At 34.5% G+C, this 14058-nt stretch carries 13 protein-coding genes, 1 rRNA gene and 1 pseudogene; 9 read left to right on the forward strand and 6 right to left on the reverse strand.

Annotation, left to right across the window (positions count from 1 at the left end; translation table 11 throughout):
- Nucleotides 1-578: ribosomal RNA gene (locus tag A9G32_RS11640) — 16S ribosomal RNA — on the reverse strand; the annotation flags it as partial.
- A 525-nt stretch (nt 579-1103) separates the two neighbouring features.
- Between A9G32_RS11640 and A9G32_RS13750 the strand changes: the two are divergent.
- Nucleotides 1104-1583: pseudogene (locus A9G32_RS13750) on the forward strand (DUF4184 family protein).
- A 221-nt stretch (nt 1584-1804) separates the two neighbouring features.
- Here A9G32_RS13750 and gmhB read toward each other — a convergent pair.
- Nucleotides 1805-2341 carry a D-glycero-beta-D-manno-heptose 1,7-bisphosphate 7-phosphatase gene (gene gmhB / locus A9G32_RS11650; RefSeq protein WP_065590427.1) on the reverse strand — a complete coding sequence of 179 codons (537 nt, stop codon included), beginning with the start codon at nt 2339-2341 and terminating at the stop codon, nt 1805-1807.
- 118 nt (nt 2342-2459) lie between these two features.
- On the opposite strand from gmhB, the gene metN reads away from it, so the two are divergent.
- The 4 genes from metN to tsaA all read left to right on the forward strand — a co-directional run bounded on the left by metN (nt 2460) and on the right by tsaA (nt 5998).
- A complete protein-coding gene (gene metN, locus A9G32_RS11655; RefSeq protein WP_065590426.1) occupies nt 2460-3491 on the forward strand; it encodes a methionine ABC transporter ATP-binding protein MetN in 1032 nt (343 codons plus the stop codon).
- Nucleotides 3492-3603: 112 nt separating this feature from the next.
- Nucleotides 3604-4245, forward strand: coding sequence for a methionine ABC transporter permease (locus A9G32_RS11660; RefSeq protein WP_065590431.1), 642 nt, complete (start codon nt 3604-3606; stop codon nt 4243-4245).
- 14 nt (nt 4246-4259) lie between these two features.
- The gene (locus A9G32_RS11665) at nt 4260-5162 is read left to right on the forward strand and encodes a MetQ/NlpA family lipoprotein (RefSeq protein WP_065590425.1); all 903 of its coding nucleotides are present in this window, start codon (nt 4260-4262) and stop codon (nt 5160-5162) included.
- Between the two features lie 122 nt (nt 5163-5284).
- Nucleotides 5285-5998 (forward strand): tRNA (N6-threonylcarbamoyladenosine(37)-N6)-methyltransferase TrmO, encoded by a 714-nt coding sequence (tsaA, locus tag A9G32_RS11670; protein WP_065590424.1) that lies wholly within the window; start codon nt 5285-5287, stop codon nt 5996-5998.
- 221 nt (nt 5999-6219) lie between these two features.
- On the opposite strand, the gene hslO is transcribed toward tsaA, so the two are convergent.
- The 3 genes from hslO to A9G32_RS11685 form a co-directional block, all read right to left on the reverse strand.
- Entirely contained in the window at nt 6220-7092 is an 873-nt protein-coding gene (gene hslO / locus A9G32_RS11675; RefSeq protein WP_065590430.1) for an Hsp33 family molecular chaperone HslO, read from the reverse strand.
- Nucleotides 7085-7480, reverse strand: a complete 396-nt coding sequence (gene hslR / locus A9G32_RS11680) for a ribosome-associated heat shock protein Hsp15 (protein ID WP_218055903.1) — start codon at nt 7478-7480, stop codon at nt 7085-7087. The genes hslO and hslR overlap by 8 nt, the downstream gene beginning before the upstream one ends.
- Before the next feature lie 100 nt (nt 7481-7580).
- Nucleotides 7581-9125 (reverse strand): hypothetical protein, encoded by a 1545-nt coding sequence (locus A9G32_RS11685; protein ID WP_141672745.1) that lies wholly within the window; start codon nt 9123-9125, stop codon nt 7581-7583.
- A 304-nt stretch (nt 9126-9429) separates the two neighbouring features.
- Here A9G32_RS11685 and greA point away from each other — a divergent pair, with 304 nt between their 5' ends.
- Nucleotides 9430-9906, forward strand: coding sequence for a transcription elongation factor GreA (gene greA / locus A9G32_RS11690; RefSeq protein ID WP_034910774.1), 477 nt, complete (start codon nt 9430-9432; stop codon nt 9904-9906).
- A 62-nt stretch (nt 9907-9968) separates the two neighbouring features.
- Here the strand turns inward: greA and yhbY are convergent, their stop codons facing one another.
- Nucleotides 9969-10262 (reverse strand): ribosome assembly RNA-binding protein YhbY, encoded by a 294-nt coding sequence (gene yhbY / locus A9G32_RS11695; protein ID WP_034910776.1) that lies wholly within the window; start codon nt 10260-10262, stop codon nt 9969-9971.
- 96 nt (nt 10263-10358) lie between these two features.
- Here yhbY and rlmE point away from each other — a divergent pair, with 96 nt between their 5' ends.
- The 3 genes from rlmE to folP all read left to right on the forward strand — a co-directional run bounded on the left by rlmE (nt 10359) and on the right by folP (nt 13957).
- A complete protein-coding gene (rlmE, locus tag A9G32_RS11700; RefSeq protein WP_065590422.1) occupies nt 10359-10985 on the forward strand; it encodes a 23S rRNA (uridine(2552)-2'-O)-methyltransferase RlmE in 627 nt (208 codons plus the stop codon).
- Nucleotides 10986-11061: 76 nt separating this feature from the next.
- Nucleotides 11062-12927 (forward strand): ATP-dependent zinc metalloprotease FtsH, encoded by a 1866-nt coding sequence (ftsH, locus tag A9G32_RS11705; protein ID WP_065590421.1) that lies wholly within the window; start codon nt 11062-11064, stop codon nt 12925-12927.
- A gap of 187 nt (nt 12928-13114) precedes the next feature.
- The gene (gene folP, locus A9G32_RS11710; protein ID WP_065590429.1) at nt 13115-13957 is read left to right on the forward strand and encodes a dihydropteroate synthase; all 843 of its coding nucleotides are present in this window, start codon (nt 13115-13117) and stop codon (nt 13955-13957) included.
- The last annotated feature ends 101 nt before the right edge of the window (nt 13958-14058 follow it).

Below are 14058 nucleotides of genomic sequence, written 5' to 3' on the forward strand. Positions count from 1 at the left end.
ACATGCCCTTTACGCCCAGTCATTCCGATTAACGCTCGCACCCTCCGTATTACCGCGGCTGCTGGCACGGAGTTAGCCGGTGCTTCTTCTGTGATTAACGTCAATTAATAAACCTATTAGATTCATTACCTTCCTCATCACCGAAAGTACTTTACAACCCGAAGGCCTTCTTCATACACGCGGCATGGCTGCATCAGGGTTCCCCCCATTGTGCAATATTCCCCACTGCTGCCTCCCGTAGGAGTCTGGACCGTGTCTCAGTTCCAGTGTGGCTGGTCATCCTCTCAGACCAGCTAGAGATCGTCGCCTTGGTGAGCCATTACCTCACCAACTAGCTAATCCCATATGGGTTCATCAAATGGCGCATGGCCCGTAGGTCCCATGCTTTGGTTTCTCAACTTTATGCGGTATTAGCAGTCGTTTCCAACTGTTGTCCCCCTCCATTCGGCAGATCCCCATACCTTACTCACCCGTCCGCCACTCGTCATCAAGTGCAAGCACTCATGTTACCGTTCGACTTGCATGTGTTAAGCCTGCCGCCAGCGTTCAATCTGAGCCATGATCAAACTCTTCAATTTAAAGTTTGATGCTCAATAACTGTCTCTGACATATTCAAATGAATCTTCAGTGTCACTTATCAAGACTTAATTTTTTAGTCCGTAGACTTTAATCTTTCGTCTCGCAAGTGCCCACACAGATTGTCTGTTTCTTCTTTTTAAAGAGCTGACAACTTACATCCCTCATCAACCTTCGTTGATTTAGTTCGCTGTCTCAAGGGTTGAGTATACTACGCTAACCTTTTTTATTCGTCAAGATCTTTTTTAAAATTTTTGATCTCACTTAATCACCAACTCTTCGTCTGCTTGTCGCTGACTGCGTGTCAGTGGATGCGCATTATAGGGGTTTAAAAAAATTATACAAGAGATCATTACGCATTTTTTCTTGTTTGCATTTTTTTTGCTCAAGACGAGCTAAAAACAAACTAAGTTGAATTGTTGTAAAACCAAATTCTAATATTTAATATCTTTGGTAGGTCGATTATATTTCTTATAACAAACAAAATAGCTTTAAATTAAACACTCTTTATTAAGTTAGAATAAATAGTGCCTTTTACATTCGCTCATCCAGCTATCATATTACCTTTATATAAGAAACCTCATCTATTTTCTATGACGGCTTTGATTATTGATAGTATGGCTCTTGATTTTGAGTACTTCTTAATAATGGAGGTAAAAAGTGCTTTAAGTCATAGTCTAGCTGGTATTTTTCTATTTGATTTACCAATGACTTTAGTTATTGCTTATATTTTTCATTTTATCATTCGAAATGTTTTAATTAAAAATTTACCTAATTTCTTTTATAAGTGATTTGCTAATTATTTAACTTTCAACTGGAATAAATATTGCTGTTAGCATTGGTTAAGTTTTTTAACATCGGCAATTATTGGCATAATTTCTCATATTAGGTGGGACTCTTTTACTCATCCGTCAGGTTGTTTTGTTCAACTTTTTAGTTTATTACAACATGGTAGTTCATTAATTGGTATGAGTTTTGTGGGATTATTTATTATTTACCGATTGTAACATCTAAACAAAATAAAATTGGTTTTCCATACTGGAGCTTAGTAACACTTATTACTTTGCTTATTTTTGGCAACTATTCTTTTTCTACAAATCAGCTAGATATAACTGTTGTTACTTTTATTAGTGCCTGTTTTATTGGATTAACCATTACTCCACTGATACTTAAAAGTATAACTTTAATACAGCGTTTAATCTAAACACTGTATTAGTTAAAACAACAATCAATATTGGTTTTTTATTCTTTTTGGTAGATCAGCCAAACTATCAATAATCAAATCAGCTTGTTCTAATGCCTCTTCTGTTATGGTATCACCCGTTTTTACTAACACAGTTTTTTTAACTCCAGCTTTTTTACCCGATAATAGGTCAGACACTCTATCTCCAACCATATAGGAATTAGCAATATCAATTTTTAGTTCTTTAGCTGCTGTTTGAATCATACCTGGACTTGGTTTTCGACATTCACAAGTATCCACTAACGGGTCGTGAGGGCAATAATAGACACCATCTAAATCAACACCACGATCTTGCAAAGACCAATCCATCCATTCAGTCAAAGTATGAAATTGTTCTTCTGTAAATATATTTCTAGCAATACCTGATTGATTGGTTGTTATAACTAACATAAAACCCATTTTTTTGAGTTCTTGCATTGCTTCAATAACACCATCAATAAAATGGAATTTATCGATTGTATGTACATAATTATAATCTATATTAATAGTACCATCTCGATCTAAAAAAATAGCTGGCTTCATATTTACTTTTTTTCCTTTTAATTTTAGATATTACTCTAATTCATATAGCATATTATTGATTGACTTAGATGTCTAGACGTCTTAATATTCATTTATTCATCTTTTGTTTTTATATATTATGATACAACTACAACATATTTCGAAAACATTTGAGCATAATAAAACCCCAATTTATGCTTTAAAAGACATTAATATCCATGTTCCCCAAGGGGGAATTTACGGTGTTATTGGCAAATCAGGGGCTGGGAAAAGCACACTTATTCGCTGCATTAACCTACTAGAAAAGCCGACTAGTGGGAAGATCTTCTTTGATAATCAAGAGATCACTAATCTATCTAATAGAAAATTAATTGAAATACGCCGAAAAATTAGTATGATTTTTCAACATTTCAATTTACTTTCCTCACGTACTGTATTTGATAATATCGCTTTCCCTCTAGAACTCAATAAAACGCCTAAAATAGCAATTAAGCAGAAAGTAAATGAGCTTATGGAATTAGTCGGATTGACAGAGAAGGCGAATGTTTATCCAACTAATTTATCTGGAGGACAAAAACAACGTGTTGCTATTGCGAGAGCTTTGGCAAGTGACCCCAAAGTATTATTATGTGATGAAGCAACCAGTGCGCTTGATCCTGAAACAACACGTTCAATTTTGTCATTACTAAAAGATATTAACCAAAAATTAGGATTAACAATTTTATTAATTACTCATGAAATGGATGTAGTAAAACAAATTTGTGATCAAGTAGCTGTTATAAGTGATGGCGAACTAGTTGAACAGTCATCAGTAGGCGAAATGTTTTCTCATGCTAAAACAGATATTGCACGACAATTTATTCAATCAACCTTACACCTTAGTATTCCAAATGATTATTTAATAAGACTATCATCTGAACACAAAGAAGGACTCAATCCGCTATTACGTTTAGAATTTACAGGAGTCTCCGTTGATTTACCATTATTATCTCAAATCGCTAAAGAATTCGAAATTGATAGTAACATTATCAGTGCACAAATGGATTATGCTGGAGGAGTCAAATTTGGCTTAATGTTAGCAGAAATGAAAGGAAAACAAAAAAGTATGGCATCAGCAATTCAATTCTTAGAAAAAAATAATACTAAAGTAGAGGTGCTCGGCTATGTTTGATTTTATTCCTTCATTTAAACCTTTTGAATCATTATTTCGATATTTAACTCAATATAATTTTTGGGCTGACTTTGTTGCTTTTTGTTCATCATTTAATGGTTTTAATGAAGCAATGCTGTTCAAAATGGCACAAGCAACAGATGAAACTCTATTTATGGTCATCTTATCAGGTTTTTGGGGAACGATAATTGGATTACCCGTTGGTATATTACTTTATACGACGCGTAAAGGACAAATATTGGATTGTTATGCCGCTAATAGCATTATTTCTTTTATTACTAATGTATTTCGTTCAATCCCTTTTATCATATTAATTGTATGGATTATTCCTTTCACCACAATTTTAATGGGCACCTTTATAGGTAAACAAGCTGCAGTGGTACCATTAAGTATTGGTGTATCGCCATTAATTGCACGTATGATAGAAAATGCATTATTAGATGTTCCCAAAGGATTAATAGAGGCTGCACGCTCAATGGGTGCAACACCACTACAAATTATATATAAAGTTTTATTACCTGAGTCATTGCCTATAATTGTCAATAGTATGACAATTACTTTAATTACTTTGACAGGATATATTGCAATGGCTGGAGCTGTTGGCGCAGGAGGCCTTGGGCAACTTGCTATTCAATATGGTTACAACGGCTACAAGCCAGCTATAATGAATACTGTTTTAGTTATATTAATTATTATTGTCTTTATTATTCAATTTATTGGCAATATGATTGTTAAACGCGTCACGCATCATTAATTTTGGAGAAATATATGTCTATTAAAAAGCTAGCACTTATTACCACATTGGTAAGTGCATTTTTTCTAACTGGCTGTGATAATAATAAACAAACAGCCACAACAGATAACAAACCAACAGAACCAACTAAAGTAAACGTTCTAAAAGTCGGAGTAATTTCAGGCCCTGAACAAGAAGTTGCTGAAGTAGTTAAACAACAAGCAAAAGATCTTTATAATCTAGATGTTGAACTAGTTATTTTTAACGATTACGTAACCCCAAATCAAGCATTAAATGATGGCTTAATTGATGTAAATGCTTTCCAACATAAACCTTATTTAGATGAACAAATGAAAGAACGTGGCTATAAATTAGCTGTAGTAGGTAATTCATTTGTTTATCCTATTGCAAGCTATTCTCATAAACTAAAACCAATTGATGAATCAATAGAAACAGGCGAAGGCGTAAAAGTCACTTCACCACGCGGTGAAGCGTTTTTCATTCCAGCTAACTCAACGATTGCTATTCCTAATGACCCTACAAACTTAGGACGTGCATTACTATTATTACAACATGAAGGGATGATTACGGTTGATAAATCTAAAGGTTTACTACCAACTGTACTTGATATTACAAGTAACCCTTATAACTACAATATTTTAGAACTTGAAGCTCCAATGTTACCTCGTTCATTGGATGATGCCCAAGTTGATCTTGCAATCATCAATAACGCATTTGCAGGACAAGCAAACCTAACACCAAGTAAAGATGGTATTTTTGTTGAGGATAAAGAATCACCATATGTCAACATTATTGTTTCGCGTGAAACGGATAAAGATAATGAAAATGTGAAAAATTTTGTAAAAGCATACCAAACCGAAGCTGTTGCACAAAAAGCTGACCAAATTTTTAATGGTGGAGCTATTCGCGGTTGGTAATAATTTATAAATAGATATTAGCCTAATATTAAATCCGCCGATCTTTGTATCGATCGGCGGAAATAGAGATAGTAATTAAATGACTTAACAAAACTGCTACTCATAAACAAAATTATCGACCAATAATGACATATCAAATTGAACCAATCGGTATTATCCGCTCACCGTATAGTGAAAAATTTGCCGTTCCAAGACAACCCAATCTAGTTAGTGCAGGACAAGGGGAACTTTATTTATTAGCACCTTATAATGACCCTATCAGTGTAAAAGGATTAGAACAATTTTCACATTTATGGCTATTATTCCTATTTCACCATGTTGCCCCTGAAAAATGGAGATTAACCGTTCGCCCTCCTCGTTTAGGCGGTAATAAAACAATGGGGGTGTTTGCTACACGATCGCCATTTAGACCTAATCATATTGGGCTTTCAGCAGTAGAGTTAAAAGATATCATCATAGAAAATAAGCAAGTAGTCTTAAAATTAGGAAGTCTCGACTTAGTGGATGGCACACCAATTATTGATATCAAGCCTTATCTCCCTTATTCCGATAGCCACTCAGAAGCACTTGCAGGATACGCACAATCTACTCCTGAAAAAAAAATAACAGTAGAGTTCTCACAAAAAGCACGATTATCTTTGGATTTACAAAAACAAAGTTATCCTCAACTCGCCGAATTAATTACACAAGTAATATCCCAAGATCCAAGACCAGCCTATAAACAAAAAAACATTAATGAACAAGCATACGGATTTACACTTTACCATTTTAATATTAAATGGAGAATCGTAAATCAACATGCCATTGTTGAAGATATTTATGTAGAAAGTAAATGAAAATAATTTTTATGAATTTCAAAAAGTTAAGGCTAAAAAATTTTTTATTAATTTCAATGTAAAATAGTTTTGTAAATTTACTTTACAAAATTTTTATATAAAACCGATAAAATAAATTGGTATCTTTTTTCTATTCTGTTAAATTGAATACGGGTTTAATTCCCTATATTTCACTTTACCACTAAGGTGTTAATAACCTTAGTGGTATTTTTCTATTAAGATCAATGATAATGTAGGTTACTTGTACTTCTAATTTCAGCAATATCAATTGCATCAAACAGATAATGCTTTCCACAATAATCACAATGGATATCAATCTTTCCCTCGTTTTCCTTTAGGATTTCATCAATCTCATTAGCTGGTAAAGTCATTAAACTATCTTCACAACGTTGACGTGAACATCCACACTTAAAAGTAATATCATGCGTTTCAAAAAGACGTACTTCTTCTTGATTATATAAACGATATAAAATCTCATCAGTAGAAAGTTGAAATAACTCATCACTAGTGATTGTCTCAGTTAAAGTGCTAACATGCTCAAATGATTCAACTGTATTTTCATTAGCAGGTAAAACTTGCAATAAAATACCTGCTGCTATTGGTTTATTATCATGTACACCTATTTTTACAAATAGACGAGTAGGGAGCTGTTCTGATTGTATAAAGTAATTTTCGATACAACCAATAAGTGTATCTTTTTCCAGACCAACGATACCTTGATAACGCTCACCATTTTTAGGGGTAATAGTAATAACGACATAGCCATTACCCACCATCTCTTTAAGTGTTGCATTATCAGCGATTTCACCGCTAATCCGAGCAACACCGCGTAGCTGCTGTTGATCATTACCATTAACAACTGCTAAAGATAACGCTCCATCGCCTTGTAACTGAACAGCAATATCGCCTTCAAATTTTAGTGTTGCAGTTAATAAACTAGTTACAACCAATAATTCACCAAGCAATTTTTGCACTGCTATTGGATAAGTATGATTATCTAAAATCGCTTGATATGTCTGTTCCAGTCGGGTAATTTCACCACGAATAGGGTGATTATCAAATAAAAAACGGTTCAAAGTATCCATATTAATCATTGCCATCTTTTTGCCTATCATATTTAAATTTAATCAAATTACGCCGTTCCTTTTTATCAGGCCGTCTATCTGGATGCGGCATTGTCAATGCATTAAGTTTACGCGCTTGCGCTATTTTTTCTCGTTTTGCAATACTGTCAGGAGTTTCTTGATAAAGTTGCTGGGCTTCAATGGCAGTTTTTCGTTGTTCACTAATGGCTAAAACCCGAACTGTTTTTTGATCAGAACCTTGGCGAAGCGTTAAGATTGCACCGACTTCAACAAGCTTACTTGGTTTGGTACGTTGGCCATTATAATGCACTTTGCCACCATCAACCATTTCTCGTGCTAACGATCGAGACTTATAAAATCTTGCCGCCCAAAGCCATTTATCTAATCTTACAAGCACTATTACTACCTCGTATTACTTATTATTGAGTTTTTAAGCTCAAATGAACATAATAACTTAAACATCTTAACGATGTTATATAAGGATGCTTTTGTAAAAATCAATGCGCAAGATTAATGATATACTCATTCCCATTTGCCGAAAATTTACCTGAGAAATTAAATGGTTGTAATTTACCATGTAAATTAGCTGAGTAATTCGTAGCATTTGGCGGTTGTTTTATCAATTTCCAATTTTCTAGTAGTGAACTTGTTACACCATAAGCATCAAATTGCAAAGATAGCGGTTCATTTTGCGATAAATCAACTTTTGCTCTCGACTCAATTATTCCTCCATTAGTTAAAGAACTAAAAGTTAATGAAGGATGGTTATCAGAATCAAATTTGAGAACAAGATCTGGATAACGAATACCTATTCGATTTAACGAAGCTTTTTCAGATTTCAAAAAAACAGTTCCTGAAAATAGTCCTAATTTTTGCGCTTTTGCTAAAGTGATATCTTTACCTGAAGCTTGAAAATTATATAAACTAAAAGGAAAATCGCTCTGCTTTCTAATTATCAAACTCTGAAAAACATTCAGCTTATCAAGCTTAATATTTCTAAAAATATTAGGTAACAGAGTCTGTCCCAAATTTTCAGGAATCTCATAGACAATATCCGCTAACATTAATTGATCTAGATGTAAGGTATTATCTTTCCACTTACCAGAAAAATTTATACTACCTTTATTCCATTTTGCTAATACTTTTTGAATTGTCGCTTCTTGGTTTTGAAATGATAATTGTGCTAATACCGACGAAAATAACTGATTATGCCAAACTAGTTCTTCGGCAGTAAAAATAAAGGAGCCCTGTTCGAAATGCCATTGCCCATCATAACGAAGATTCGTCGCTTCAATATTGCCTTTTTCCATTAAAAAACTAGGCAACTGAATACTACTTTCCTGTATCGATAATTGTTTGATTATTAACTTTGGAAGGACATGAGAATATCTATCAAAAAAATCATCATCAGTTGATTGAAAATGTATATTATGCAACTTTAATTGTTCGATATCTAAAATATTGTCGGCCTGTATTTTTAATTTACTGACAAAAAATCCGTCATTAATATCTCCACCTAAATTAGTAATCGTCGTAATACCATCTCGATGGAATCCTTGAATAAGCAAGGATTTTATTGGTATTTGATTTACCAAAGCTTCTTGAGAAGTAAAATCAAATTGATATTTATCTCCCTCTGATGAAAAAAAAGGTTGAATCCCTCCATTGATTTTGAAGAAAGAAAGTTTGTCTTTTCCATTATTAGCCAGAATATTAACGGTTGAATTAACAAATTTTAGTGTGTTTGTTGAAAAAGCATAATGCTTGGATTGAGTATTATTAATAGTGCCATTAATGACAGTAACATAATTAAAATGATTTAATTGCCATAAATGACTTTTATCCAACCCTACAACTAATTTAGGAACATTAACAATCTCTTGATTATTATCATTGACAACAACATCATCAAAAACCAATTCATAAAAAGTTGAAAAAGAGTGATGAACACTGCCGATTGAGATTGTATATGAACTTAATTTAGATAACTGATAACTAACTAATTTTGCTCCGAACGAAGTTTGTAAAACAAAATAAGACAACAATAAAAAAAACCAAACGATGGACAGAGAAATGATTATATAAAATCGGAATTGCCGCATAAATAAATGTAATTATTATAATGAACTACTAAATAGTTATATTACGATAACCGATTTTTATAAAAATATCATCTCATTTTCAGTATAAATGATTTGTTATTAAACTAACTTTACAGTTAATATATAAATATTCACTTTAACGTTTTTAAATAAACAAAAAACAATTAACTTTCTCTTTCTTTTGATTAAGATAAGGGATAATTATTTTTATTTACTAAAATAAGTAAAAACGGGAGATACCTAGATGAAACAAATCCCAATGACAGTAAAGGGAGCTGAACTATTACGAGCCGAATTAGAAGAGTTAAAGAATGTCAAAAGACCACAAATAACGGCAGCAATAGCAGAGGCAAGAGCTCATGGCGATTTAAAGGAAAACGCTGAATACCATGCAGCAAGAGAACAGCAAGGTTTTTGTGAGGGTCGTATTCAAGAAATCGAAGGTAAATTATCACAAGCTCAAATTATTGATATTACCAAAGTAAAAAATACTGGTCGTATTATTTTTGGTGCTACAGTAACAGTAATAAATATTGAAACGGACGAAGAGACAACATATCGCATAGTGGGTGATGATGAAGCTGACTACAGACAAAATCTTATTTCAGTCAACTCACCTATTGCCAGAGGGTTAATTGGCAAAGAAGATGGTGATACAGTACAAATTAAAACCCCAGGGGGTGATGTAGAATTTGATATTGTTAAAGTTGAATATATCTAATTATTAAATAAATCACTTACAAAAACAGATGATAAATGCAACAGGGCTAAGCCCTGTTACATTTATTTAGGTAGGGAAATTTTCTTATCTTCGCTTGGTCTAAAAATAGTGAAATTAGAACCAACCAATTGCACTGCTAACGCTTTTGTTTCGCGTACAATTGCATCACAAATAAGCCTTTTTGTTTCACGATCTTCAGCAGAAACCTTAATTTTAATCAACTCATGGAAATTTAAAGCGTTGTCAATCTCGGCAAGTACACCCTCGGTAAATCCATTAGCCCCAATCATCACTATAGGTTTTAAATGATGAGCTTCACTTTTTAAATACTGTTTTTGTTTATTCGATAAATTCATTAAATTTTTATCACATTAAGTTGTAATTTTGCTATTCTACCCTTATATATGTTTGTAATCAATGAAGTGACCTTTTACATTAAGGATTTATTAGTTGTGAGTAATAAAAAACGCTCAGCAAGTTCAACGCGCTGGCTCAATGAGCATTTTAATGATCGCTTTGTACAACAAGCACACAAAAAAGGGCTGCGATCTAGAGCTTGGTTCAAACTTGAAGAAATTCAAAAAAGTGACAAATTATTTAAGCCCGGAATAACGGTTGTTGATTTAGGTGCAGCCCCAGGAGGTTGGTCACAATATGTCGCATCGCTTATCGGCAATAAAGGGCGTATTATTGCCTGTGACTTACTTCCCATGGATCCCATTGTTGGCGTTGACTTTCTTCAAGGCGATTTTCGGGATGACGCAGTTTTAAAAGCATTACTTGAACGAGTTGGCGAAGAAAAAGTCCAAGTTGTCATGTCAGACATGGCGCCCAACATGAGCGGTCAACCTGCAGTTGATATACCTAGAGCAATGTATTTAGTTGAACTAGCGTTAGATATGTGTAAAAACGTACTTGCTCTTAATGGTAATTTTATTGTTAAAGTGTTTCAGGGCGAAGGATTTGAAGAGTACCTAAAGCAAGTCCGTTCAATGTTTAAAACGGTCAAAATTCGTAAGCCTGAAGCCTCACGAACACGATCTCGAGAAGTTTATATTGTTGCAATGGGTATGAAGTAGCCAGTTGTATAATTTTGTAGTACCATACTTTGTTAAATTTAGTCGTAACTGTTAATTTTTATGAGAGGTTTTTCTTTTGAACGACATGATAAAGAATTTACTGATCTGGGGAATTATCGCTGTAGCATTGATTGTTGGATTTAGCCAATTCAGCTCAATATCTAATAGTGGACCTCAAGTCAATTATACCCAATTTAATTCCGATATCGCAGCTGGTAATCTCCAAGAAGTGCATATTAACGGACGAGAAATTGTTGCCACAACTAAAAATAAAGGCAATTACACTACATATATCCCTTACCTTGATGGAAAATTAATGGATGATTTATTGGCCAATAAAGTACCTGTTTATGGTAAACCCGATGAAAGACCAAACTTAATCACCAGCATTCTTATCTCTTGGTTTCCTATGATTTTGCTTATTGGTTTTTGGCTCTTTATGATGCGTCAAATGCAAGGTGGTGGTAAAGGTGGACCAATGTCAGTTGGTAAAAGTAAAGCAAAAATGCTAACGCCAGACCAAGTCAAAACAAAATTTACCGATGTTGCCGGAAGTGAAGAAGCAAAACAAGAAGTCACCGAAGTTGTCGACTTTTTACGCGATCCAGGCAAATATCAAAAATTGGGAGGACGCATACCAAAAGGGATTTTAATGGTAGGACCTCCAGGAACAGGTAAAACTTTACTAGCAAGAGCTATTGCAGGTGAAGCCAATGTGCCTTTTTTTAGCATTTCAGGTTCTGACTTTGTTGAGATGTTTGTGGGAGTGGGGGCTTCGCGAGTGCGAGATCTCTTTGAACAAGCACGTAAGCACGCACCTTGTATTATCTTTATTGACGAAATTGATGCCGTCGGACGCAAGCGTGGTGCTGGCTCAATGGGAGGTCATGATGAACGAGAACAAACATTAAACCAAATGTTGGTTGAAATGGATGGGTTTGAGGCTAATAGCGGCATTATTATCATCGCAGCAACTAACCGAGTTGATATTTTAGATTCGGCGTTACTCCGTCCTGGTCGTTTTGACCGCCAAGTGCAAATTGGTTTACCAGACATGAAAGGCCGTGAACAAATTCTTGCCGTTCATGTACGCAAAGTTCCGTTAGGTTCTGATGTCAACTTATCGGTATTAGCTCGTGGCACACCAAATTACTCTGGTGCAGAACTTGCTAATTTAGTTAACGAAGCAGCTTTATTTGCTGCACGTCGAAACAAACGAGTAGTTACCATGGAAGAATTTGAGGAAGCCAAAGACAAAATCAATATGGGAACTCAACGCCGTTCATTATCTATGACGAAAGAACAATTAACTAATACTGCTTATCACGAAGCTGGACATGCGATTGTTGGCTATCTTGTGCCAGATCATGATCCACTTCATAAAGTAACTATTATCCCTCGTGGGCGCGCATTAGGTGTAGCATTCTTTTTACCTGAAGGTGACCAAATTAGCCAAAGCCGAACTCAATTAGAATCAAAAATTTCTACCGCTTATGCAGGCCGAATTGCTGAAGGATTAGTCTTTGGTGAAGATAAAATTACGTCGGGGGCATCAAGTGATATTCAATATGCATCTAATGTTGCTCGAGCAATGGTAACCCAATGGGGATTCTCAGAACGTTTACCACCTGTATTATTTGAGTACGAAGAATCATCTTATGGGCCATTGAAAAAAATCTCAGATAGTACAGCTCAAATTATTGATGAAGAAGTTGACGCTATTATTCAACGTAACTATCAACGTGCAAAAACGATCCTAACTGAAAATATTGATATTCTTCACGCCATGAAAGATGCACTATTAAAATATGAAACAATCAATAAACAACAAATTGATGAACTTATGAATCGTCAACCGGTCACACCACCTGATGATTGGACGGAAAGCGATGAAAAAGCAGCAAATGGAGGTAGTGATACACCACTACAATCAAAAAGTTAATTTGCTTTAATAAAATATAACGCGCTTACAGCGCGTTTTTTATCGGTAAACTAAAAATAGCTTATCAATAAATTTGCAGGAATAAAGCAACGATTATATTGAAAATTTCACTTTAATTATGCTTAATAATTTTGAAGATCATTTAAACAACTGCATCATTAATTTTAATCAAATAGGGCTTTTAATCATGGAAATACATTTTCAAAATCATGTGATGGATCTTTCATTCCCACAAGTGATGGGCATCGTTAATATGACGCCAGATTCATTTTCTGACGGTGGTAATTATAACAACCTTGATGATGCTATGCGTCGAGTTGACAGTATGATCCAAGCTGGTGCAACATTTATTGATGTCGGCGGCGAATCAACACGCCCTGGTGCAACTGAAGTGTCTGTCGATGAAGAGCTTAACCGTGTTATTCCATTAGTTGAAAAAATTGCCCATTATTTTGATGTTTGGATTTCGGTTGATACATCAAAACCACAAGTCATGACCGAATCTGCCAAAGTAGGAGCCCATCTAATTAATGATATTAGAGCTTTAACAGAACCAGGTGCGGTTGAAGCAGCTGCACAAACAGGATTACCTGTTTGCATTATGCATATGCAAGGCGCTCCTAAAACTATGCAAAATGCGCCATACTATGAGCTAGATATCTATCAAGAAGTCGATAATTTTTTTACAAAACAGATCCAACGTTGCATAAACGAAGGTATTGACCGTCAAAAAATCATACTCGACCCTGGTTTTGGATTTGGTAAAACACTAATGCACAATTACCGGCTATTAGCAACACTTGAACGGTTTCACCACTTAAACCTTCCTTTATTAGTAGGCATGTCCCGAAAATCCATGATAGGACAAGTATTAAATGTACCACCGCAAGAACGTACACTCGGTAGTATTACATGTGCAGTAATTGCGGCAATGAAAGGAGCAAAAATTATTCGCGTACACGATGTAAAGGAAACTTTCAATGCACTAAGGATTGTACAAGCAACCCTTGCAGAACAAGATTCCTTTTGAGATTGTAAAATCGTTGTATTTTTTCGAACAAACTTTTTCATATATAACATTGATTTTAATTAATTTATATCTAATTATTTTTTAGTGAAATCAAATGATTA

The sequence above is a fragment of the Gilliamella sp. Gris3-2 genome, from assembly GCF_001690345.1.
Classification (GTDB): domain Bacteria; phylum Pseudomonadota; class Gammaproteobacteria; order Enterobacterales; family Orbaceae; genus Gilliamella; species Gilliamella bombi.

Bases quoted from the DNA above. Each gene is read 5' to 3' on its own strand.
- metN (WP_065590426.1), top strand. From the start codon at position 2,460: ATGATACAACTACAACATATTTCGAAAACATTTGAGCATAATAAAACC.
- hslO (WP_065590430.1), bottom strand. From the start codon at position 7,092: ATGATTAATATGGATACTTTGAACCGTTTTTTATTTGATAATCACCCT.
- folP (WP_065590429.1), top strand. From the start codon at position 13,115: ATGGAAATACATTTTCAAAATCATGTGATGGATCTTTCATTCCCACAA.
- gmhB (WP_065590427.1), bottom strand. From the start codon at position 2,341: ATGAAGCCAGCTATTTTTTTAGATCGAGATGGTACTATTAATATAGAT.
- yhbY (WP_034910776.1), bottom strand. From the start codon at position 10,262: ATGAATTTATCGAATAAACAAAAACAGTATTTAAAAAGTGAAGCTCAT.
- greA (WP_034910774.1), top strand. From the start codon at position 9,430: ATGAAACAAATCCCAATGACAGTAAAGGGAGCTGAACTATTACGAGCC.
- A9G32_RS11660 (WP_065590431.1), top strand. From the start codon at position 3,604: ATGCTGTTCAAAATGGCACAAGCAACAGATGAAACTCTATTTATGGTC.
- A9G32_RS11665 (WP_065590425.1), top strand. From the start codon at position 4,260: ATGTCTATTAAAAAGCTAGCACTTATTACCACATTGGTAAGTGCATTT.